This is a genomic window from Bacillus sp. GbtcB10 (assembly GCF_019091365.1).
Taxonomy (GTDB): Bacteria; Bacillota; Bacilli; order Bacillales; family Bacillaceae; genus Bacillus; species Bacillus altitudinis.
On the sequence record NZ_JAGXJP010000004.1, the window covers coordinates 224,941 to 247,260 of the forward strand.

General features: G+C 40.4%; 25 protein-coding genes and 1 other annotated feature (1 of these 26 only partly in view). Of the genes, 15 read left to right on the forward strand and 10 right to left on the reverse strand.

The genetic code is table 11. From position 1 onward, the window contains the following. Nucleotides 1–17: 17 nt before the first annotated feature. A complete protein-coding gene (locus KVT11_RS16030; protein ID WP_099496390.1) occupies nucleotides 18–527 on the reverse strand; it encodes a GNAT family N-acetyltransferase in 510 nt (169 codons plus the stop codon). A gap of 14 nt (nucleotides 528–541) precedes the next feature. Continuing rightward, nucleotides 542–1,705 carry an MFS transporter gene (locus tag KVT11_RS16035; RefSeq protein ID WP_099496391.1) on the reverse strand — a complete coding sequence of 388 codons (1,164 nt, stop codon included), beginning with the start codon at nucleotides 1,703–1,705 and terminating at the stop codon, nucleotides 542–544. A 75-nt stretch (nucleotides 1,706–1,780) separates the two neighbouring features. Between KVT11_RS16035 and KVT11_RS16040 the strand changes: the two genes are divergently transcribed. The 3 genes from KVT11_RS16040 (at nucleotide 1,781) to KVT11_RS16050 (ending at nucleotide 4,141) form a co-directional block, all read left to right on the forward strand. Beyond that, nucleotides 1,781–2,158, forward strand: a complete 378-nt coding sequence (locus KVT11_RS16040; RefSeq protein WP_041090698.1) for an OsmC family protein — start codon at nucleotides 1,781–1,783, stop codon at nucleotides 2,156–2,158. A gap of 65 nt (nucleotides 2,159–2,223) precedes the next feature. Continuing rightward, a complete protein-coding gene (gene cax / locus KVT11_RS16045; protein WP_217609075.1) occupies nucleotides 2,224–3,291 on the forward strand; it encodes a calcium/proton exchanger in 1,068 nt (355 codons plus the stop codon). A 67-nt stretch (nucleotides 3,292–3,358) separates the two neighbouring features. Next, nucleotides 3,359–4,141, forward strand: coding sequence for a YfkD famly protein (locus KVT11_RS16050; RefSeq protein ID WP_017358796.1), 783 nt, complete (start codon nucleotides 3,359–3,361; stop codon nucleotides 4,139–4,141). Nucleotides 4,142–4,515: 374 nt separating this feature from the next. Here the strand turns inward: KVT11_RS16050 and KVT11_RS16055 are convergent, their stop codons facing one another. The 4 genes from KVT11_RS16055 to yfkAB form a co-directional block, all read right to left on the reverse strand. Then, entirely contained in the window at nucleotides 4,516–5,235 is a 720-nt protein-coding gene (locus KVT11_RS16055) for a YebC/PmpR family DNA-binding transcriptional regulator (protein ID WP_007496614.1), read from the reverse strand. Between the two features lie 132 nt (nucleotides 5,236–5,367). Further along, on the reverse strand, nucleotides 5,368–5,769 hold the full coding sequence (locus tag KVT11_RS16060) for a nuclear transport factor 2 family protein (protein WP_017366831.1): 402 nt from the start codon (nucleotides 5,767–5,769) through the stop codon (nucleotides 5,368–5,370). A gap of 100 nt (nucleotides 5,770–5,869) precedes the next feature. Further along, entirely contained in the window at nucleotides 5,870–6,706 is an 837-nt protein-coding gene (locus KVT11_RS16065; protein ID WP_061418371.1) for a mechanosensitive ion channel family protein, read from the reverse strand. A 7-nt stretch (nucleotides 6,707–6,713) separates the two neighbouring features. After that, nucleotides 6,714–7,835: a radical SAM/CxCxxxxC motif protein YfkAB gene (yfkAB, locus tag KVT11_RS16070; protein WP_017358799.1), complete on the reverse strand. Its 1,122-nt coding sequence runs from the start codon at nucleotides 7,833–7,835 to the stop codon at nucleotides 6,714–6,716. A gap of 147 nt (nucleotides 7,836–7,982) precedes the next feature. Here yfkAB and KVT11_RS16075 point away from each other — a divergent pair, with 147 nt between their 5' ends. Both KVT11_RS16075 and pdaA read left to right on the forward strand, forming a co-directional pair. Continuing rightward, entirely contained in the window at nucleotides 7,983–8,174 is a 192-nt protein-coding gene (locus tag KVT11_RS16075; RefSeq protein WP_003218031.1) for an SE1561 family protein, read from the forward strand. 102 nt (nucleotides 8,175–8,276) lie between these two features. Continuing rightward, the gene (pdaA, locus tag KVT11_RS16080) at nucleotides 8,277–9,068 is read left to right on the forward strand and encodes a delta-lactam-biosynthetic de-N-acetylase (RefSeq protein ID WP_024720249.1); all 792 of its coding nucleotides are present in this window, start codon (nucleotides 8,277–8,279) and stop codon (nucleotides 9,066–9,068) included. A 32-nt stretch (nucleotides 9,069–9,100) separates the two neighbouring features. Here pdaA and KVT11_RS16085 read toward each other — a convergent pair whose 3' ends face one another. The 3 genes from KVT11_RS16085 to KVT11_RS16095 form a co-directional block, all read right to left on the reverse strand. After that, on the reverse strand, nucleotides 9,101–9,595 hold the full coding sequence (locus KVT11_RS16085) for a DUF2716 domain-containing protein (RefSeq protein ID WP_099496392.1): 495 nt from the start codon (nucleotides 9,593–9,595) through the stop codon (nucleotides 9,101–9,103). A 33-nt stretch (nucleotides 9,596–9,628) separates the two neighbouring features. Further along, nucleotides 9,629–10,588 (reverse strand): magnesium/cobalt transporter CorA, encoded by a 960-nt coding sequence (corA, locus tag KVT11_RS16090; protein WP_007496624.1) that lies wholly within the window; start codon nucleotides 10,586–10,588, stop codon nucleotides 9,629–9,631. A 131-nt stretch (nucleotides 10,589–10,719) separates the two neighbouring features. Then, nucleotides 10,720–11,226, reverse strand: a complete 507-nt coding sequence (locus tag KVT11_RS16095) for a hypothetical protein (protein WP_007496625.1) — start codon at nucleotides 11,224–11,226, stop codon at nucleotides 10,720–10,722. A 433-nt stretch (nucleotides 11,227–11,659) separates the two neighbouring features. On the opposite strand from KVT11_RS16095, the gene KVT11_RS16100 reads away from it, so the two are divergent. The 4 genes from KVT11_RS16100 (at nucleotide 11,660) to KVT11_RS16115 (ending at nucleotide 15,781) form a co-directional block, all read left to right on the forward strand. Then, nucleotides 11,660–12,529 carry a DNA-3-methyladenine glycosylase family protein gene (locus tag KVT11_RS16100; protein ID WP_017358802.1) on the forward strand — a complete coding sequence of 290 codons (870 nt, stop codon included), beginning with the start codon at nucleotides 11,660–11,662 and terminating at the stop codon, nucleotides 12,527–12,529. Nucleotides 12,530–12,631: 102 nt separating this feature from the next. Beyond that, nucleotides 12,632–14,017, forward strand: a complete 1,386-nt coding sequence (rlmD, locus tag KVT11_RS16105) for a 23S rRNA (uracil(1939)-C(5))-methyltransferase RlmD (protein ID WP_411266128.1) — start codon at nucleotides 12,632–12,634, stop codon at nucleotides 14,015–14,017. 441 nt (nucleotides 14,018–14,458) lie between these two features. Then, complete coding sequence (locus KVT11_RS16110; RefSeq protein WP_377837153.1) at nucleotides 14,459–15,220, forward strand: methyltransferase domain-containing protein; 762 nt, start codon at nucleotides 14,459–14,461, stop codon at nucleotides 15,218–15,220. A gap of 147 nt (nucleotides 15,221–15,367) precedes the next feature. Continuing rightward, nucleotides 15,368–15,781, forward strand: a complete 414-nt coding sequence (locus KVT11_RS16115; protein WP_058214336.1) for a DUF6508 domain-containing protein — start codon at nucleotides 15,368–15,370, stop codon at nucleotides 15,779–15,781. 29 nt (nucleotides 15,782–15,810) lie between these two features. On the opposite strand, the gene KVT11_RS16120 is transcribed toward KVT11_RS16115, so the two are convergent. Next, nucleotides 15,811–16,695: a LysR family transcriptional regulator gene (locus KVT11_RS16120; protein ID WP_058214335.1), complete on the reverse strand. Its 885-nt coding sequence runs from the start codon at nucleotides 16,693–16,695 to the stop codon at nucleotides 15,811–15,813. A gap of 111 nt (nucleotides 16,696–16,806) precedes the next feature. Here KVT11_RS16120 and KVT11_RS16125 point away from each other — a divergent pair, with 111 nt between their 5' ends. The 6 genes from KVT11_RS16125 to KVT11_RS16150 all read left to right on the forward strand — a co-directional run bounded on the left by KVT11_RS16125 (nucleotide 16,807) and on the right by KVT11_RS16150 (nucleotide 22,225). Further along, complete coding sequence (locus tag KVT11_RS16125; protein WP_065460026.1) at nucleotides 16,807–17,196, forward strand: tautomerase family protein; 390 nt, start codon at nucleotides 16,807–16,809, stop codon at nucleotides 17,194–17,196. 26 nt (nucleotides 17,197–17,222) lie between these two features. Then, complete coding sequence (locus KVT11_RS16130) at nucleotides 17,223–17,546, forward strand: carboxymuconolactone decarboxylase family protein (protein WP_046526907.1); 324 nt, start codon at nucleotides 17,223–17,225, stop codon at nucleotides 17,544–17,546. A gap of 140 nt (nucleotides 17,547–17,686) precedes the next feature. Then, nucleotides 17,687–18,508, forward strand: coding sequence for a MerR family transcriptional regulator (locus tag KVT11_RS16135; protein WP_099496393.1), 822 nt, complete (start codon nucleotides 17,687–17,689; stop codon nucleotides 18,506–18,508). A gap of 26 nt (nucleotides 18,509–18,534) precedes the next feature. After that, the gene (locus tag KVT11_RS16140; protein ID WP_116307639.1) at nucleotides 18,535–19,722 is read left to right on the forward strand and encodes an MFS transporter; all 1,188 of its coding nucleotides are present in this window, start codon (nucleotides 18,535–18,537) and stop codon (nucleotides 19,720–19,722) included. Between the two features lie 213 nt (nucleotides 19,723–19,935). Further along, entirely contained in the window at nucleotides 19,936–20,766 is an 831-nt protein-coding gene (locus KVT11_RS16145) for a DNA alkylation repair protein (protein ID WP_056703342.1), read from the forward strand. A 274-nt stretch (nucleotides 20,767–21,040) separates the two neighbouring features. Continuing rightward, the gene (locus KVT11_RS16150; RefSeq protein ID WP_035391318.1) at nucleotides 21,041–22,225 is read left to right on the forward strand and encodes a DUF1835 domain-containing protein; all 1,185 of its coding nucleotides are present in this window, start codon (nucleotides 21,041–21,043) and stop codon (nucleotides 22,223–22,225) included. A 74-nt stretch (nucleotides 22,226–22,299) separates the two neighbouring features. Beyond that, nucleotides 22,300–22,320: a binding site (T-box leader), on the forward strand; it runs 204 nt beyond the window's last position.

Genomic DNA, 22,320 nt, shown 5'->3' on the forward strand with positions numbered 1-22,320 from the left:
TAGGTGCAGGGGAGTTTTTAATGATTCAATATCCGTATATAACGCTTCAGGAGAAAAGTTGCATCAGGCTTTGGCTGATAGTGAGGATCGAGCTGAAACCCTGCTTTCATCGCAACACGTTCACTTCTGACATGACCAACAGGACAAAAGATTTCAAATCCATCGACTTCAGGAGCAAAAGTATCTGTCATCCATTTCACTGTTTTGGTCACAATACCTTGCCCTTGTGCATCTTGACCAATCCAATACCCAATATTGCCTATCCGATGCTGAAACGTCATGCGGAACACCCCAATTAATTGATCGTTTAATACGATACCCGCTTCTATGTCTTTTCGTTCAGCATAGGCAGTGTGGGCAGATTGAATAAAAGATTGAACATCTTCTATGCGATAACAGTGATTCACCCATGGTAGCCACTCTCCCAAGTGAATTTTATTCTGCTGGATAAGTGCAAATAATGTCTCTGCATCGGCTACTTGTAAACACGCCAATTTTAAGTCATTTGAAATGTTAAATGTAAACAAAATAGATCCTCCATTTAGTTACTTTCAACCACTGCCAGCGTCCTCCCAAATCGAACACAGCAAAACACAAATAAAATCACGATACTGACAAGATAGAGTAAATTCATGCCCTCGAACGTCTGCACAAAGAATCCGCCAAGAACCGGACCGAGAATACTTCCTGCACTAAACGCCATCCCGCACATCAAATTCCCAGCAGGCAGCAGATGCTTTGGCAATAAGTCCGTCATATAACTGATGCCAAGTGAGAAGGTCGAACCTACAGCCATACCTGCGATAAAGAAACAGATCGCAACAGCCAAAACGGACTGAATGAAAATCCCTGCTAAAAGGAAAAAGAATGAACCGACGAGTGTCACGACTAAAATCATGCGTCGTCTGCCGAAACGGTCACTCAGCATCCCGAGAGGAAGCTGAAAAACAATACTCCCAATCGCAAACGCAGGTAAAATAAACGCAACAGCATCTATCGTCACCCCGCTTCTCAGCGCATACACAGGGAAGTTACTATTGAGCGTCGTTTCTAAAAAGCCATAGCAAAACGGCATCATAAACGCTACCCAGCCAAATTGAAACGCCTTCTTGAAGCGCTTCAAACTATTTGTCTGCTCTGACGTCTGCATCTCACCTGTATCAGGATATGTATTTTTTAAAACAAACACAAGCAGCCAAATACACAAACTAACTGCACCAGACACAATAAACGGCAAGGATGGATTGATTTCAATGAGCGGTGTTAAAAAAGGGCCAGCGGCAAAACCGAGTCCAAAGGATAACCCATACAATGAAATATTTCGCCCGCGATTTCTAGATGATGAGGCATAGGTTACCCACGTCTGTGTGGAGAAATGAAGCATATGATCACCGATGCCGATCATCAGCCGCAAGAAGAACCAGACGACATAAGATTCAATAAAGACAAAGCTAAATAAACTTAAAAAGACAGCAGCGCCCCCAATGACGATCAATGGTTTAAATCCGAAGCGGCGCAGCGGCGCTTCCATAAAAGGAGACGCAAGCAGCACGCCGAGATATAAGCCTGTGGCATGCAGTCCGTTTAACGTCGGGGAAGTGCCGGCATGTTCGAAAATAATCGAAATAACTGGCAGTAACGCTCCCTGTGAAAAACCAGATACGGATACAAGTAAAATTAAAATCATAAAATGAATTCTCGACATAAGAAGCTCCTTACAAGTTCATGCTTTCATCGTACAATGGAACCATAGGGGTTTCAATAGAAAGGTGGAAAAGGAATGAAGCTGATATACGAAAATGATCGGTGGGTCGCTAATGCTGATCAAAGGCAGCTACATATTTCAGGAAATGAAGAAGCGGGATACAGGCCGTATCAATTGTTCACCTCGGCTATTGCGGGCTGTTTTGGAGAAATGGTCATTCATGTATGCCGGAAAAAACGAATATCCTATCAAGGACTGACCATTACGCCTGAAACGACAAGAGAAGGAACTGTAAACAAAATCACTCATATTCATTTACATATGATCTTTGAAAGCATCAGCACCTCTGATGAACAGCTGGAAAAAGTAATGAAACTTGCGTTGAAGCATTGCTCCATGGTGCAATCCGTGAAAGGAACGATTGATATCACCCTTTCACACGAACGAATCTAAATGTATATGATGCCGGCACTCACGAAAGAATAACAGTCAGATATGATGTAAAGGAGATTGGCTGTATGAATCGTTTGTTTCTTGTGATTGTCGCAATCGGTGTTCCATTATCTGTAATTGGTAGTTTTCTTCATTTTCCGCAGGCTGTCATGTTCGCCGTCTATTGTATCGCCATCATCGGTCTTGCAAGTTATATGGGAAGAGCGACAGAGAGTCTTGCCATTATAGCGGGACCAAGAATTGGTGGGTTATTAAACGCTACTTTTGGAAATGCAGTGGAATTAATCATTTCATTTTTTGCATTAAAACAAGGACTCACCGCCATTGTCCTTGCTTCACTCACTGGCTCAGTGATCGGCAATTTACTGCTCGTGGCTGGATTGTCTTTTTTCGTTGGCGGATTGAAATTTAAACGACAAGAGTTCAATGTCCACGATGCAAGGCATAACTCTGGGCTGCTTATGTTTGCGATTATTGTGGCATTTGTCATTCCAGAAGTCTTTTCCATAGGGATGGCAGAAGATCGTCAATTTGTTTTAAGTATCGGCATTAGCATCGTGATGATTTTGCTTTATGTCGCAGCACTCTATTTCAAACTGGTCAGCCACAGAGGTGTTTATGTTGCCAAGCAGGAAATTACGGAAGGAGAAGCAGCGACGGAAGAAGAAACACTAGAATGGTCTGGGAAGTTTGCCACGGCGATTTTACTCCTTGCGACAATTGCTGTGGCGTATATTTCAGAGCGGCTCGTCCATACATTTGACACAGTCGGAGAACAGTTTGGCTGGAGTGAACTGTTTATCGGGGTCATCATTGTTGCGATTGTCGGTAATGCAGCAGAACACGCATCTGCTGTCATTATGGCGTATAAAAACAAAATGGATGTCGCGGTCGAAATTGCTTTCGGTTCTACGCTTCAAGTCGCCATGATGGTCGCACCGATCCTTGTGATCAGCTCTCTGTTTTTTGAAAAGCAAATGCCACTGATCTTCTCATTACCAGAACTCATTGCCATGGCATCCTCTGTTTTACTAACCGTGATCCTTTCAAATGATGGGGATACGAACTGGTTTGAAGGTGCTACATTGCTCGCTGCCTATTTCATTATGGCGATTGGATTTTTCCTTTTATAATCTTTTGTGGATAAGGGACGTCTTTCGGGAAAATACTATGGAAAAATGAATGAGAAAGAGTGATGATATGAAAAAGATGCCCCGCATCATGTTTGTTGTTCTCTTATCCTTAAGTTTCCTATACAGTTTTCCAGCCGAGGCAGCAAAGCCGTTTAAGGTGCCATCGTCTGTCGCCAGTATCTCAAAGGAAAATACGTATCCAAATGCGTCACAAGATCAACCGCTGCTACAGCCGAGCGAGCTGACGGCCGAATTATTTAAAACAACAAGTGTACCAATTGAAAATACACATTTAATTAAAATGCTGAATGAATCCAGTATATCAGGTACACCGCTAGCAGTTGGCTACAGGGCAACGATTTTTCTTGGAAGATGGGCACTTAGCTATGATTCAAACGAAACCGTCGCCAATTGGGAATACAAAAAAGTGAACACGAATCACATTGATAATAGAGGCGGAAACAAAACAGCCATCGGCAAATATGTGCAAAAGCAACAAGTAAAAGTAAGTGGAGGGCTCACAGCAAAAGTACCAAACCCAGAAGATGTGAAAACATTGATGATGCAAAAAGCCATCCAAAAAACAAAACTTCCGCTCGCCTTCGACACAGTGATTGGTGCAGGAACAAAGCGAGATCAGTCCTACCACGTATCTCCGAAAAAAGCAGCATCCCTGCATGCATACGCTCCAGCCATTAACGAAAAAGGAAAGGTTACTTACGGAGAAGTGTATCTTGTGCTCAAGGGAAATAAACGCAAACTTGTCGTAAAAAATGTGACCTCACAAGGAATCGGCGCTTGGATTCCTGTTCAGGATCACCTGACGTTTGGGTTTCAAGGGATGAATTAAAAACAGTCATCTCCTCTTACCAAGGGGAGATGACTGTTTTTTGATTAAGATGTCCTATCTTTTTTCTTTTTCATTTCATGAATGTAAAAATCAAAGGCGTTATATAAAAACCATACAAAGAAAAGAAAGAGAAAGACTTTAGTGAATATCGTCAAATTGTTGAAAATTAAGCATAGGCCAATAAAAGGGAGGATCATAAAGCCATAATACGAAAACCACCATGTTTTAAAAATGAAACTCAGCTCCTTGGTTATTTGTGGAAACGACTGTTTCTTCATATTACATGGTCTTGAGTAGAACGTAAACCTTACCTAGACAATAAAAAAGCCAACGCGGAAGTTGAATGAATCCAACAACTACGATGGCTTAGCTGATTATTCCCCTAAATCCACATTATGATAAACTTGCTGCACGTCTTCAAGCTCTTCTAATACATCGATGAGTTTTTCAAATTGTGCTTTCGATTCATCATCTAATGTCACTTCGTTTTGAGGCAGCATTGTGATTTCGGCTACAGTAAATTCTTCTACGCCTGCCTGTTTGAACGCTTCTTGAACTTGATGGAATTGATCTGGTTCAGCGTAGACGATCACCGTATCATCTTCTTCCATAATGTCACGTACATCAATGTCTGCTTCCATTAAAAGTTCAAGCGTTTCTTCTTCACTTTTCCCCTCGACACCGATCACCGCTGTTTGGTCAAACATGTAAGCAACAGATCCACTGACGCCCATATTTCCGCCGTTTTTCCCAAATGCTGCACGAACATCAGACGCTGTGCGGTTGACGTTATTGGTCAGGGCATCAACGATCACCATAGATCCGTTTGGACCAAATCCTTCGTAACGCAGCTCATCGAAGTTCTCTTCTGCGCCGCCTTTTGCTTTTTCAATCGCACGGTCCACAATGTGTTTTGGGACACTATATGTTTTTGCACGTTCTAGGACAAAACGAAGTGCTTGGTTTGATTCTGGATTTGGCTCACCTTGCTTGGCAGCCACATAGATTTCACGCCCGAATTTTGCGTAAATACGACTTGTATTGGCATCCTTTGATGCTTTCTTTTCTTTAATGTTGTTCCATTTACGACCCATCTTATTCACTCTCTTTCAATTAGTAAATACACAGTATGAGGGTCCCCATGCTGCATGAAATCAATCTGCTTTCTATTATACATGAATCAGTCAAGAGGATAGAAGTAAGAGGGCTGAAATGAAAGGAATTTCTTAGCTGATATGTCCAAGTTGTTCAAGCGTCTTATTTTTCTCATGCGGTCTAGTCAGCTCATCACACCGAATGATTCTACCATCTAATAAAGTAAATAACGCCATCACATCTATTAGACCGTGGTCTCCTGTGGACAGCTCAACATGTACAGTGTAACGAAAACACCCTTGCTGAGTCTCTTCATCAAACAACATATCATGAAAGGCGGGGATGTCGAGCTGTTTGGTCATGACTTTTAATGTGGAGAGATGCTTTTTAAATTCTTCAAGGGAAGAGACCTTTCCATCAGTGACTTGCTGATAATCTGAAGAAAAATAAGTCTCCACCTTTTCTATATCTAATTGGATTAACACCTCTTGATACATTTGCTTAATAAAAAAAATCGCTTCAGTTTTTCTCAATGTAAACATCCTTCCTTTTAGTTAATTGGTTAACTATATAATATTATAATTAACCGGTTAACTAAAAACAATCAAAAAAATAACCCCATCACAAATGAGGTTATTTTGCAGGCTGTGGATAGACGAGATCCTCAAGCAATTTCACATCATGCTGATGAAGTTGTGTGATCATTTCTTTTCGCACAGCGAGGGCGGCTTCGAAGTATTTTTCATCCTCGACCATTCCTTTTACGGTGATCTCAATCCCGCGATTCAATTTATTGAGCCCCATAATGCCATGAACCTGAAAAGGTTCAATGGCGTTTTGGAATTCATCTTTTTTCAGTAAATCATGATGCATTTGATTTAACTGATCACATGCTGTTTCTAGCGCCTTGAAAGCAATATCAGGATTTTGGTTTGCGCTGATCAAGACTGACTCTGTGATACGCATGTAGTGCATATTGTAGTTTTGGATTTGACGAATGTCTCCGTTTGAAATGGTTAAAAGCTTGCCGCTCCATTCTCTAATTTGCAAAGACCGGAGACCAATTTCTTCAATGGTTCCGTTAAAAAGATTATTGACCGTCACATAATCACCTTTATGAATTTGCCTTTCATAAATGAGGAAGATGCCGGCTAAAATATCACGAATCAAGGTCTGAGCGCCAAAACCAATGACAATTCCAGCAACACCAGCCCCCGCAAGAATCTTCCCAAAGTCATGAAAAAATAGAGAAATCACATATAAGACAAAACATATGGAAGCTGTATACTTTGAAACCGATTTGACCAAGCTCTCAATCGTTTTTTTCTTTTTATCTTCAATGAATTCAGTTCGTTTAAAGAAAATCTGAAGCGCTTTGTTGATCATAAAGACGGCAAGCCAAAGAATGAAGCCAACAAGGAGAATTTCAATGTATTTGTTCTTGACCACTGTCAGAAATGTTTCGTCCATCTATCGGTTACCCCCTGGCTGTACGAGAAGTAAAATCAACATCTTGATAATAACTGTTTTTCACAAGAACATTCGGACCAAGGCATTGCACACTTGGGCAATGACAATTCAGTTCTTTTGCCAATTTTGTGTTCATCCAGCGTGTATAAGCTGATTGCAACGTATCGGTTTCAATATTTCCTAATGGTGGTGTATCGCCAAAGTCTGTCACAATAATATTCCCATCAAAAATATTCACATTCAACCGTGAACGGCCATCAGGGTCATTTCGTACTGTCACATTTTTCGCTTGACGCAATCGAGTCAAGAGGCGCTGGTCTTCTTCATCTGTGCTGCATGAATAAAATGGCAATGTGCCAAACAGCATCCATGTGTTCTCATCACGAACATCGAGCAACTGATGAATCGCATCCCGCATTTGTGGAAGCGACAATGATTCAAGGGCGCTCGCAAAATCACTTGGATACATCGGATGAACTTCGTGGCGCTGGCATTTCATCTCGTCCACGATTTGACGATGAATGTGTTCAATATAAGGAAGCGTACGCTTATTCAGCATCGTTTCAGCAGATACGGTTACACCCGCTTTCACAAGGGCCTGACTATTCTCAATCATGCGGTTAAACAATTTCTCACGCTGCTCAAAGGTTGGCTTTCGGTCCATCATTGCAAAACCAACCGTAGCAAACTCTTCGACCGTCCCCCAGTTATGTGAAATGTGTAGGACATCCAAGTATGGAATAATCTCTTCATATCGAGCCAAATCAAGTGTTAAATTCGAATTAATTTGGGTACGGACGCCGCGTTCATGGGCATACTTTAATAAAGGAACGACATATTCCCGTACAGATTTCAGAGACAGCATCGGCTCTCCGCCTGTAATGCTAAGGGAACGCAAGAGCGGTACTTCATCTAAACGGCGAAGCAGTAAATCGAGTGGCAGTGCATTCGGATCTTTTGGCTGCAAAGTATAGCCAACCGCACAGTGCTCACATCTCATGTTACACAACGTCGTTGTCGTCAATTCAATATTTGTCAGCTTCATTTCTCCGTAATCCTGCACATCGAGATAGGCTTCCCAAGGGTCGAATGCAGGTGTAATCGGACGAAGTGCAGTTTTTTGGTTCATGGTATCTATCTCCTTTTCATTCGGGCAAACATAGACCCGCCAACAGTTAATTTTAAGCCCCATCACCGTTATACGCAAGAGGGGACACAATTGATTTACAAAGGAAAAAAAGATAAGCTATAAACAAATGCTAAAGGGAGTGTATCTATGGGCAAGGCAGCAGACAGCAAAGAGCAGCAGGTTGATTATTTAAAGAACCGATTAGATATGTTTATGAATGTGATTGATTCATTAGATCCTGAATCCACAGACGTTGAGGATATAGACAGACTCATCCAGATGATTGACGACCTGGAAGCGAAATATGAACGGTTTAAAACCGATTGGAAGGAAGAATAGCTCGCGCTGATGCGGGCTTTTTTCTTTAAATTGGCAGGTCAAAAAGTGTATGAGTACCCGGTATATTCTGCACAATAGAAGAAAAACCGGGAAGTGACGTAAATGAAAAAATGCATACTGATCTGTTTATGTGCGCTTTTTGTATCGATGCCTTTTTCCAACCTAGAAGCCGTGTCTAATCAGCCGATTCATTGGGGATTTGCTAAAAGCAAAGAGCACAAGCCAGCAGATGCCGGCAAGGAACTGACGACACTCTTAAAGAAATATGATGCTTTCTATTTAGGAAATACGAAAAAGAAAGAGATTTATTTTACATTCGACAATGGCTATGAGAATGGATACACACCCAAAATCTTGGACGTGCTGAAAAAACATCAAGTACCGGGCACCTTTTTTGTGACTGGGCACTTCGTAAAGGACCAGCCTAAGCTCATCAAACGTATGGCAGAGGAAGGTCATATTATTGGCAACCATTCCTATCACCATCCAGATTTAACAACAAAGAGCACGAAAGAAATCAAAGAAGAGCTAGATCGTGTCAATGAAGCGGTATACAAAATCACAGGAAAACAAGATAACCTCTACCTTCGTCCACCGCGCGGAGTGTTCAGTGAAAGGGTACTAAAGGAAACGAAACAGCTTGGCTACCAAACCGTTTTCTGGTCAGTAGCGTTTGTAGATTGGCACATCCACCATCAAAAAGGAAAACAGTATGCGTACAATCAAATGATGAAACAGGCGCATCCGGGTGCCATTTACTTACTTCATACCGTCTCAAGGGACAATGCCGAGGCACTTGATGATGCCATCACTGCTTTAAAAAAACAAGGATATACCTTTAAAAGCTTAGACGATCTCATGCTTGAAAAAGTATGGCATCTCCCTCAGCTATAGAAAAAGCTTGCAGACACTGCAAGCTTTTTGACTTATCCTTCTCTTATTTTACGCTGGAACAAAAGGGGACGATGACGAGTAAAGGAGTCAATCAAGCCCTCACCGAAAATCGTGATGCTTTGCTCCCAAGGATGTCCTAGTAAACCCCAGGTCATCTCTTTCGATAAAAAGAAATAGTAATCCCCATTTGGGAGCACAGGAACTCTCCATTCTCCAAATTCATCTTTTTCAAATGAGCCGTATGGTGTAATCCAATAGCATTCGTGCTGCCAATCAAGTACCTGCATATATTCGTCCGTTCCGGTGATATTCTCCTGAAAAGACAGCAGTGCCTTCTTTTCAAGGTCTTCATCCCCACTTAGGAGAGAAGGGTCCTCGAAATAAGCAGAGATATCATATGTGATGTAAGGAGATGGTGCTTGAAAACCGGGAAAGCGAGAGATGCTTGGGTTAAATTTAAACTTTTGATCAAATGTTTTCCATGCGTACTTTAGTTCTTTGTCTGTCAGTGGAATCCAGTTTTCCATAGTATCTCCCTTTCAAGTACTTCTCTCAAAAAACTATTTGAAAATCCTAAACCATCCTTTATGTTTAAACCACAAAAGCATCCCTGAGACAAGCAAACCCATGAAAATCAGTACGCCAAAATAGCCATATTTCCAGTGTAATTCAGGCATGTTATCAAAGTTCATCCCATACACCCCAACAATAAAGGTCAGTGGAATAAAAATCGTCGAAACAATGGTCAGTGTCATCATGATGGCATTCATTCGATTGGAATTTAGTGTTTGATAGCTGTCTCGTAAATCGGCTGTCATATCACGGTTTGACTCAACGATCTCTGTTAGTTTCAATAGATGATCATAAATATCATTAAAATATGCTTGCCGGTTTGCATCGCTTTTCATCATATTCGTGTTCACAATTCGATATAAGAGGTCCCTCATCGGGATAATGGTTCTGCGCAGTTTGAGCAAATCGGATCGAATCCCGAATACTTCGTTCATTAATGTACCATACGTTTTATGCCCTTCTTCATCCTCGATTTCATTGAGCCTGTCCTCAATTTGATAAATAATAGGAAAATAATCATCGACGAGCTGGTCAATCAGCATATAAGCCATATGCTCTGGACCGCTCTCTCGTGCTTTATCAGACCCTTTGAGCTTTCGAATGACTCGATCAATGTAGGGTGCTTCCTTCAAATGAAAAGTAACGATATAGTTTTCTCCAACAAACAGGTCGACTTCCTCAGATCGAAGTGTTTTTTGATTGAGGGCATGAAGAACGAAAAATAAATACCCTTCATAAAAATCAAGCTTCGGCCGCTGTAAATAATGGAAGCAATCTTCAATCGCAAGCGGATGGAACTGAAAAAATTCCTTTAACAGTGCTGCTTCCTTTTCCGTTGGCGCATAAAAATCAATCCAATACCAGGCAATATCGGGGCTTGAAAGCTGCTGCAATGTTGCATGTTCAATCAAGTCGCCGTTTTTTGTCACTGCAAGTTTTTTCAGCATGTGCACCCCTCCAGACTTGCATTATATCATGAAGCAGCAGCGGTGAACTTATACGTTTTCACCATAAAAAAGCCGATCTCATCGCTGAGATCGGTCCAATGTGCGTGTATGATTGATGGATAAAGCGAGAATTAAGGACGACGGAAGTTGACGAAACCACCGTTACGGTCGAACCAACCTCTAAATGCCCAGTTGATGTAACCGCCATCACCTTTGTTTGTGAAAGATCCATTTTCAAATACCCAAACTCCGTACGTAATGCTTCCGTATTTAACAGTAGCAAACGTTTTAACACCGTTGAAACGAGTCTCATAGCCTTGGCTTAAGTTAAATACCATAACATTGTATTTTGCGCCAGCAGCATAGAAAGCAGACTCCATTAATCCTTTGACAAAGCCTTCACGGTTTGTGTTAGCATTTGCAGCATTAATTAATGCATTGGCAATTCCAAGTACGTCAAAGTTAATGTTAACATTTGTCGCATTTGTCGTTGCTTTACCTTCAGCAGCTTTGTTTAACACAGTTTGCTGAATAGTTGTTGAAACTGGAGCAGTTTTTTGCTCAGCAGCGTCAGCGAATACTGGTAGTGTCGAAGAAACAGCAGTGGCAAGGGCAACAGAAAGAATTGTTTTTTTCATTGGTCGGATCTCCTTTGTTTTTAAATTTTGGGTCTTCTTTTAGTAAAACGTGAAACTAGGTGAAGCCGGTTATCAATGAGGTAAATATGTTCCTGCAAGATGAAACAAATGATTGCCTAATCCGCTAATTCCTTTGTTCACCTCCTTGATATGTCATAATTATACAAATATTTTTGGAATAGAAGATATCACCCATAGGTTCTATTTCTAATTTAAGGAAAATGATCCTAAAATGTTGAAGATTGCTGTCGAATTTTAGCTAAATTCGACTAAAAATTTTCATCTATCCAAAAGGAGAATGACCATAAATAAGGAAGATATAACTGATAAATTCTTGTACTCTTTATATTTAAAAGTATTCAATATAGAGAATCATTCATGCAAAGTGAAACAATCACATCTGCGTGTGTTGACAGAAAGGAAGAGGAAAAACATGTGGGAAAAACACCTATTGGTTGAACCGCCCTATCACTTCGATCAAGTGCTGAGACGTTTGTCGAGCGATCCATTAAAGGCGGTCGATCTGGATAAAAGAGAAATCAAAGTACCGATGAGGCTGAATCATAAACCGTACATTGCAGTCGTTCAAGCGACAGGAACAAAAGAAGCACCTTCGTTCCGGGTACAGGCTAACGGGCCGGAGGAAGCCATCCTTTCTGAGGTGAAGCGGATATTTGGCATGGAGCATCAATTACATGCCGTGCATGACCATTTTGCTCAAACAAATCTTGCGCCCATTTTTGAACGTCATATCGGAACGCCGCTTATGCTGGATTTCCATCTATATCATTGCTTGATGAAATGCATCATTCATCAACAGCTCAATCTTGCATTTGCTTATGAGCTGACGAAACGGTTTGTTCATACGTATGGTGAGCAAATCGACGGCGTTTGGTTTGACCCTTTACCGGAAACCATTGCATCACTTGAAACCGATGATTTGAGAAAACTGCAATTCAGTCAGCGAAAAGCGGAATATGTGATTGATGTCTCAAAGCGAATAGTGAGCGGCTCTCTGAATTTAGAAGAATTACACGACTTAACGGATATTGAAATTGAAGAACGTCTGCTTCCGATTAGAGGGATTGGACCTTGGACGGTTCAAAATGTCCTCATGAATGGACTTGGAAGACCAAATCTCTTTCCAATGGCAGATATCGGGATTCAAAATGCGATCAAACGTCACTTTGACCTGCCAGAAAAGCCAACAAAAGAAGAGATGGCAGTTTTAAGCAAGGAGTGGGCACCGTATTTAAGCTACGCCTCCCTTTATTTATGGAGAAGTATAGAGACAGATAAATAATTGAAAGGCATTTTCGCTCTTCGTCCAAGTCGTGATATACTATTCAGATGGAATAAAATGAGGACAACTGATAAAGGTTTAAATAGAACGGAGAGAATAAACGTGAAAGAAAAACAGCAAGGAGCCCTTCTGCAAAAGGGACAGCAGTTCCCGCTTACCATTAAACGCCTTGGAATTAATGGGGAAGGGGTCGGTTATTTTAAAAAGCAAGTGGTCTTTGTCCCAGGTGCACTTCCAGGTGAGGAAGTAGTAGTTGAAGCAACGAATGTTCAAGCGAAATATGCAGAAGGTACGGTGAGGAAAGTCCGCAAGCGCTCAGAACATCGAGTCAAACCGCCATGCCCAGTATACGAAGAGTGCGGCGGCTGTCAGCTTCAACATTTGGCGTATGAGCAGCAGTTAAAGGAAAAACGCGATATTGTCATTCAATCAATGGAGCGTCATACAAAGCTGTCGGTTGAAAAGATCGACATTAGACCAACAATCGGTATGGAAGATCCATGGCACTATCGGAATAAAAGTCAGTTCCAAGTCGGAAGATCACATAGCGGCGACATCATCGCAGGGCTTTATGGGCTGAATTCCCATAAACTTGTCCCAATCAAGGAATGTATCGTCCAGCATCCGAAAACGAACAAAACAACAGGCGTCGTCCGCAAAACTTTAGAGAAATTCGGCGTATCTGTCTACAACGAGCGGACAAGAAAAGGCGACGTGCGCTCGATTGTTGTGCGTGTTGGCTTTGAAACAGGTGAAGTCCAAGTCGTCCTTGTCACATCAAAGCCTGAGTTTCCAAAGAAAAAAGAAATCGCCGAAGCCATTCAAAAACGTCTGCCAGAAGTGACGTCTATTATGCACAATATCAATGGCGAAAAAACGTCAGTCATCTTCGGCCATAAAACATCTCACCTAGCTGGCAATATGGTCATTCAAGAATTTTTAGGAGACGTCTCATTTGAATTGAGTGCACGTGCTTTCTTCCAATTGAATCCGAAGCAGACGCTAAAGCTTTACGATGAAGCGAAAAAAGCGGCCAAACTGACAGGCAAAGAAAAGGTTGTCGATGCGTATTGCGGCGTTGGGACCATTGGGATGTGGCTTTCAGATGGCGCAAAAGAAGTAAGAGGAATGGATGTCATCAAAGAATCAATTGATGACGCGAAGAAAAATGCCAAAAAACACGGCCTGAAAAACGCAACCTATGTGACAGGAACAGCTGAACATTGGCTGCCAAAATGGGTCAAAGAAGGCTTCCGTCCTGACGTCATCGTCGTCGACCCGCCAAGAACCGGCTGCGAGCGCACCTTCTTAGACACCGTCAAACAAGTCAAACCAAAACGCTTTGTCTACGTCTCTTGCAACCCATCCACACTAGCAAAAGACCTTGAATACATGTCAAAAGACTACAAAATCGAATACATGCAACCAGTGGATATGTTTCCGCATACGGCTCATGTGGAGTGTGTAGTGTCTTTATCTCTTAAATAAAAAGGGAATGACAGCTATGATAGACCAAAATGCATTCAAACGATTCCAACTATATATGGACCCACAGCAGACGAAATTGGTGGACCGAAAACAGCAATAGAAAAGGCAGTAACTAAATGAAAAAACCCTTCCAACAGGAGGGGTTTTACTTTAACTAACAATCTATTTTTTCCTAAGCTCTTTTTTCGTATTCTCTTCTATCATTGTACTTAGACCTCTATAATGAGACATCCATCATGAACTCTCGATTCTCAAACAAAATCATGTCTTACTCAAATATCAGTTGAATGAATTTTGGAATGAATGTCAAAAATCAAGATTCTTACAGGGAGTTATTGAATATGAGACTAAAAGAACATGAAATATAACAACTTTATATATTCGTAAGAGGCCCACCTATTATTTAATCATTAAAACTGCAAAATGATAATTGGAGGGATTATGATGAATGACAAACAGTTTTCTTCATTTATAAAACAAGCAGATGAACCTTTTGTTGGGTGGGATTTCTCATTCATATCTGAAACTGGAAGAATGAAAAGTGAGTTGCTTTCATGGTCATATGGTAGTATAGCTACTTCTCTTGTTCAAAGTGCAAAATCAATGCTGGACATGGGAACAGGTGGTGGAGAGTTTTTATCAAAATTAAGACCTTTTCCAACATCAGTTTATGCTACAGAAGGTTACTTACCTAATGTACCTGTCGCAAAAGAACGATTAACCCCTTTAGGAGTTAAGGTAGTTCAAATTTCTAATGATGAAAATTTGCCGTTTGAGACTGGAAAATTTAATCTTATCATCAATCAACATGAGTCATTTTCATCTCAAGAGGTGAGAAGAATTATCTCGAAAGAAGGTATTTTTCTAACTCAACAAGTCGGTGGACTCGATTGCATAGAGATTAATGAGAATCTAAGGGTACCAATAAATGAAGAATTTATTGATTGGAACTTAAAGCTAGCTTTAAAAGAGATACAGGAGAATCATTTTGAGGTGTTGAAAAGTGCTGAAGAGTTCCCCATTCTAAGATTTTATGATATCGGAGCATTGGTGTATTATCTAAAAGCAATTCCTTGGCAAGTGCCAGGTTTTGAAATAAGTAATTTCAAGGATGAATTATACACCATTCATAAAACCATTGAACAAAAGGGTTATTTTGACGCAAAACAACACCGATTTATGATTTTAGCTAAAGCAATTTAGTTGGAAATGGAGCCTTCGATCTATTTGAAGGCTCCAGCTTAATTCTGAACTAATGTCATTCCTGTATGCACGATACATGGCCTGAAAATGTTTCCTTTTATTATTGTCGGACTTGAAAGCATTCTAAAAAAATAGAGGAGGATAACGATGAGTCAATTTGAGATTCTGACAAAATACATACCGAAGCTTCAGGAGGATCATATCGGAGAATGGGTGATCGATCAAGAAAATGATGGAATAGCTGAACGCCCAATCCAGATGCCTTTTGTGAATTATTCAGAAACGGTCCAACGCTTTATTGAAGATGTCTATACCTTTGCAGAACAGCATCAAGAAATGGAACTTATCCACTATAGAGAAATCCTCAAAGAAAATGGCATTGAATGGGGAACGAACGATATGGAGCATGTGGACATTTCAAATTTAAATGCACAGTGTGTACTTGCTCTCATCATGGGGGTTTTGAGAGCTGAGCGATTTAGTGAGGGAGCCATATTCAATTTCTTTAAAAGTGGAGCGATCTTGAAATGGCTTGAAAGATTAAAAAACCTAGATGTATGAAATCTAGGTTTTTTGTTTTTGATACGAGATCACGAGCATGTGAATTGCTCCGCTTCTTGACGAAATAGATTAAGCAGCAGCTGCTTGGTGTTTTCCAGAGAGAGATGGGGGTCCTTATGAGTTAAGACTCCTATCGGGATAAAAGGGTCCTCCATTTCAATTGGAATTTTCACAAACTCGTCTGATAATGGGGTAGAGGAAAGGACGACGCCGACAGAGGGAAATCCCTTTAGAAATGATGGAATGGCTGAAATCTGGCTGACGGTATAAGTGAAGGGCTCCACATTTATTCTTGAAAGTTCCTTTTGTAACTTCATGTGATATAAACAACTTTCCCCGCCTATGATCAGAGGCTGTTCATAAAGTTCCTTGATCAATGAGATCGTTCCAACTTGATCTGCCTGCTGTTTTGCAATAATAAAAGACATTTCCTCCTTGTACAACTCCTCAAACGGAAGTGTGTTCATCACAGGTTCCCCTGCAATAGCAAAATCGATCTCCCCCTGGAGGAGCTGCTTGTGAAGGAAATCTGTATTACCGATGATAAAGTGGCATGTGATATTCGGTTTTTGCTTTCTGAATGTTTGAAGGACGGAAGGAAGAATAGAGACAGCAATTGGTTCTATGACGCCTATATTCAAGGTTCCGATTTCTTCTTTTTGGAGTTTTTGTGATTGCTCTAATACAAAATGCCAATGGAGTATCAACTGATCAATCTCTTTGGCAAACAATTGTCCTGAAGGGGTTAATTCAGCCTCCCATCCTCTTACAAACAATTGAAATCCTAACTCCTTTTCTAATCGTTTAATCTGATTCGTTATGGTCGACTGTGCATAATTCAATTTTTGAGCGGCTTTTGAGAAGGTCCCTTCCTGAATCACGGCTTGAAATGCTTTTAACTCTTTTAGGTCCATTTCTAATATTCTCCATTCGATATATGAATACATTTTTATATATTATTCAATTATATAAAACGAGTATTGGGATGTAAAATGAAGTGAGACAGAAAAAGGGAGATGACATACATGCCATTTGTAAAAGTCAATTATATGGAAGATGAGTACGATAAAGAAAGCTTAACTTCTATTAGCCAAACGATCATGAAGGCTCTGATAAAAGAATTTCAAGTTCCTAAAAAAGACTACTTTCAGGTATTCAGTTCACATAAGAAAGAAGAATTTTTTTTTGATCCCCATTATCTTGTTCGTCATGAAAGAGATCATCGTCTTTTATATATCCAAATTACATGTGGTTCAGGAAGAACCGAGGGACAGAAGCAATCTTTATATAAGGAAATAGCTGACCAGTTGTATAACAAACTCCATATATCAAAAGAAAATGTATTCATTATGCTGATTGAGACAGGCTTGGAAAATTGGTCCTTTGGAGAAGGGCTTGCGCAGATGATCAAGTAACGGAACGATTGAAAGGGGAAATAGCTATGCATCAACCAATCAAGCAAACTGTAAAATTCACTCTCGGAGATTTTGCTCCAGCATTTGTTGAGTATTCAGAAAAAGTTCTCTTTGGAGATTTATGGAGAAGGGAGGAACTTTCTCTTAGAGATCGCAGTATGATTACAGTCTCAGCTTTAGTAAGTACGGGCAGTCTGAATCAGCTGGAATACCATTTACATCTTGCCAAAGAAAATGGTGTCACCAAGAACGAATTGATTGAAGTCATCACTCATCTTAGTTTTTATATCGGATGGCCTAAAGCAGCTTCAGCACTAGAAGCGGCTAAACATATTTTGGAGGACAAATAAAATTCATCAAACAACGAGCCCTATTTGAGATAGGGCTTTTTTATATGCGAATAAATTGTATTTTAAAATCTTCTATTGACTTTCCCCTTTACTGAAAGGTTTATACTTTGATCAGATCAACAAAACGGAGGAGATGCAGGATGTTCAAGATTGGCGATTTTTCTATGTTAAGTAAAGTCCCTGTCAAAACCTTAAGGTATTATGACCAGATCGATTTATTAAAACCTAAACAGATCGATCAAGAATCTGGATACCGGTATTACTCAGCTGAGCAGCTGCTTGAGGTTAATCGGATTTTTCTGTACAAGGAATTAGGCTTTACGTTAAAGCAAATGAGTCAGCTTCTTCGTGAAGATATTTCTGTCGAGCAGATTCAGGGCATGTTTCTCTTGAAAGAAAGTGAGATTCAGCAATTGATCGAGAGAGAACAGCAGAAATTAGCGCGTATTAAGGAGCGGATGCACCTCATCAAACGAGAGGGTTGTGTTGAAAAAGAGCAGGAGGTCATCATCAAATCGGTTGAAAGCAAACGCATCATGTCTTTTCAATCCAACGGAACTGTTGAAGAAATCCCTTCATTCTTTCAAATGTTTCATCATTTATTACATAAACATCAACAAGAATCGATCTCGGGACCACAAGTGGTGCTATGGAGAGAATCACTGGATAAAGAAAGTGAGTTCGAATTTGAGGTGGGGTATTCCGTCAAATCGTTAAGATGCTCGCTTCCTCAGGGAATGACAATTCGCACGTTACCTGCAGAAGACACCATGGCGACACTCTTATTTCATTCACATTCTCCATCTGCACAAACTGCTTGTGTTGACCTGGCGACATGGATCGAAAATAACGGATACCGCGTGAAAGAAGATCAGCCGGGCAGAGAGATTTATTACCCATTGTCTGAAAATGAAGAAGGAAGACTCATTGAAATTCAAATTCCTATAAAAAATGAAGTGTAAACATTGCCCAAAGGAGAAACGTCACGATGAAAAATAAAGCCGTTGTTTATTTACTTGCTTTAGCAGCCTTTTTAATCGGAACAATCGAATATATCATTACAGGGATTATTCAAATGGTCGCAGATGATTTACAGGTCACGACATCAGCTGCTGGTTTATTGGTCACATCCTTAGCGCTCTCAGCAGCAATCGGCGCACCGATTGTCATTGCACTAACCATCAATATCGACCGCAGAAAAATATTATCATGGATGCTGATCATTTTTACTTTAAGTAATATCATCACAAGTGTCAGCCATTCGTTTGAAATGGTGCTGATGACAAGGGTTTTACAAGGAATTAGTGGAGGGACGGCCATTGTGGTGGCAATGGCTGTGGCCACTCGTCTTGTGGAACGGGAAAAAAGAGGAACAGCGATTGGCATCATTTTAATGGGATTAAGCAGCTCATTGGTTCTAGGAGTGCCGATCAGCACATTTCTCAGCAGTATGATCGGATGGAAAGCATTATTCGCAGCCATTGGAGTGATCACGCTTATTCCGCTGATTGTTGTGTACAGGCGAATCCCCTCTATGAAAGAACAAGAATCGGTGACGCTTCGTATGCAATTATCGATTTTAAAAGACAAGCGAATATTGCTTGCAGTGGCAGTCACGTTATTCTATGTAGGGGGATATTCGACTTTATTTACCTATTTAACGCCCTTCCTGCAAGCATCAGCCAACCTAAGCATCACAGAAATCAGTGGCATTTTGTTACTAGCGGGAATATGCAGCTTTTTAGGATCAAGCCTTGGAGGGATGGCAGCAGATAAAAAAGGGCCAATCTTCACGATTTTTTCTGGCATCATCTTGCAAATCATGATGCTCATGCTACTAGCATTTGTCACAGGGAATCTCGTGGTCATGGTGGCTGTTATCATGATATGGATGATCGCTACATGGAGCACATCGCCAGCTCAGCAGCTATATCTTGTCACACTTGTACCGAAATCTCCTGATATCGCATTAAGTGTCAATACATCATTTATTCAATTTGGATTTGCTTTAGGCTCGGGGGTAGGAGGGCTTGTATTGAGCAGGACATCTATATTGAACCTCAGCTGGATCAGCGCTGGAACGGTTCTTCTCGCTTTGCTCATGACCATTCTGATGGTGGCATTTGACCGAATTTCTCAGCATAAGAGTTTGAAGGTGATGGAGCAAGGAAGGTAACATAGATTTACTAGTATTGAGGGAACTACTTATTTCGGTAGTTCCTTTTTTGATTTGAAGAATGCACCAGTTGAGAAGTTTATTTGCTACAATAGGAGTAAATATCCAAAGAATGAAGGGATCAATTTCACACTAGCTTTTTAAGGGTGAATAATAAATTATTTTAAAAATGTATGTCAAACAAAAGTACTACTAGACAGGAGAGAATACATAATGCCAATAAGTGAGAAGATCATCAATCGTAAAGGCGCTCGAAAGGGGAGTGACATTCCTCATGACGTCTTGATTCTTTTGAATCAGGGAGAGTTAGAGAGTGTCAATTTAACTGAATGGCTGGCTGTCAATCATGTGACTCTATTACAGCATGTTTTGCCGTCCATTGGTTTAGACAAACATTTAATCGATCTTTCAGCAGAAATCGCCAAACAAAAAGCGGAGTCAGGCATGAAAGCGATTCGTCTTATCGGTCATTTGTTAGATGAAATGCTGCAGGAAGAAAATGAGGAAAAAAGAGTGGAAGTCATACAGGCATGCAGTTGTCACATATCTGATAGCGTCCGCTGCTGGGCTGCTTATATGAACAAACAGCATTCATCCTCTTTAGAAGAGAAACTAGCGTACATTCAGCCATTTGCAGCTGATCATCATTTTGGTGTACGCGAAATTGCTTGGATGTCAGTGAGAGAAAGTCTAAGTCAGCAGCTCGATCAAAGTATAGAATATTTAACAGAATGGGCAAAAAGTGAGGATGAAAATATTCGTCGATTCTCTGTAGAGGCAATCCGTCCAAGAGGTGTATGGACAAAGCATATTGAGTTATTAAAACAGGAGCCAGAAAGAGCACTGCCAATTCTAAATCACCTCAAATCTGATCCATCAACATATGTTCAAGATTCTGTAGGAAACTGGCTGAATGACGCTAGTAAAACACAGCCTGATTGGGTACGAAACCTGTGCGAACAGTGGTCAATGGATTCTGATACAAAAGCGACTAGCAGAATTGTTAAGAAAGCCAAAAGAACGATTGTGAAGGGGAATTTGTGAATTAGAGCATGATCTACATTCCTTTTATGAGGAGATTTCTATCGATAAATCAATCGGAAAGAAAGTCTCAGAGAGTTGTACGCAAATGGCCCCATTTCGTGGGGCTTTTTGTTTTTCGTAAAAGTCTAGCTTCCACTGTTCTGCCATGATTACTTCTGTAAAGATCTAATCATCTCCTTGTCATACTTTTGAATGAAATTGACTCAATAGAATTGACGAAAGAACCATGAATAGGTGAAGATGAAATAAAATGTAAGATAAAGGGAGACGAATGATGATACATATCGTATTTGGGGCAGCAACTGCTGGTAGTTTAAAACAAGCATTACGAGAAATGAAGCAAAAACCAGTGGAAGACATCATCACCTTTGATGATATCTACTCCATTGGCCCACTTACACACTTACATGAACGTCAAGGACAAGAGACTCGTATTGAGTGGCTTCGTCATGTCATGTCCAATGAGTTTGGTAGATTTGATGATATGGTCATCGATCAGCAAATAATGATTCAACAAGTGAAGGATATAAAAGATGGATCACATTTAATGATATGGATAGGCAACAATGCACATGAACAAATAGGTCTACGATTTGCCATCTATTTATTAAAAGGAAAAAACGTGGACGTGTCTGTCATCAATACAGCGATTGCATATGATCACCATTTTAATACAAAGACGTTTCGCATGGACCTTCGACATACTGGGGAAATCCCATCTGAAAAATTTAAAATTATTTATGAAAGTAAAAATCACTTTCACACCATTTCCAAGGAAGAAAGAGAACGATTACAAGAAGAGTGGCTTCACATTGCCGAAACAGATCATACGCTGCGGATATGGCGAAGTGAACAAACAATTAACGTACCAGAAGATGAATTTGATGCTTATTTAGTAAAAATGGCTAAGCGGCTTCATCTGTCCGAGCCAGAAGAGGAATACATTGTAACTCCACGCTTAATTGGAGAAGTCCTTGGTCATTTAGAACAATATATCGGAGATGATTTTATTGAGTATCGGCTAAAGAAGCTGATTGATCAAGGTGTTTTTGCTATGAAAGGAAAACGAACGTCCATGCGTTATTACTCGATAAAACTGACAACATTTGGTCAGGAATTCAAAAAATGGGTATGTTGTCGTGATTTTGAGCACCAACCTTATGTGAAAATTGAAGGAACCTATGGTGGCGAACCTTTTCAATGCGGACATTGTCAATGTCATTTAGAAAGAGATGATGTACCTATAAGCGATGTACTATTCTCTAAAATATGGAATTGGGCCATACAGTATGGTTGTTGGTTTGATGAAGAAACAGATGACTTGCTGCCAGAAGGGGTAGAAATGGAAAAGAAATTTAATCAAGCAGGGGAGTGTATAACGGAAGAAGTGAAGAATGCGTTATCTCCTAAGTATCAAGTCGAATATAGCCCCAGTGAAATGACAAGACATTTCATTTAGTGAATAAAATTCAATAGCACTATACAAAATAAATCTTTACATCATTCCCCATCATCATGTAATATATGGAGAAATCAAAAGCGAAGAAAAGGACA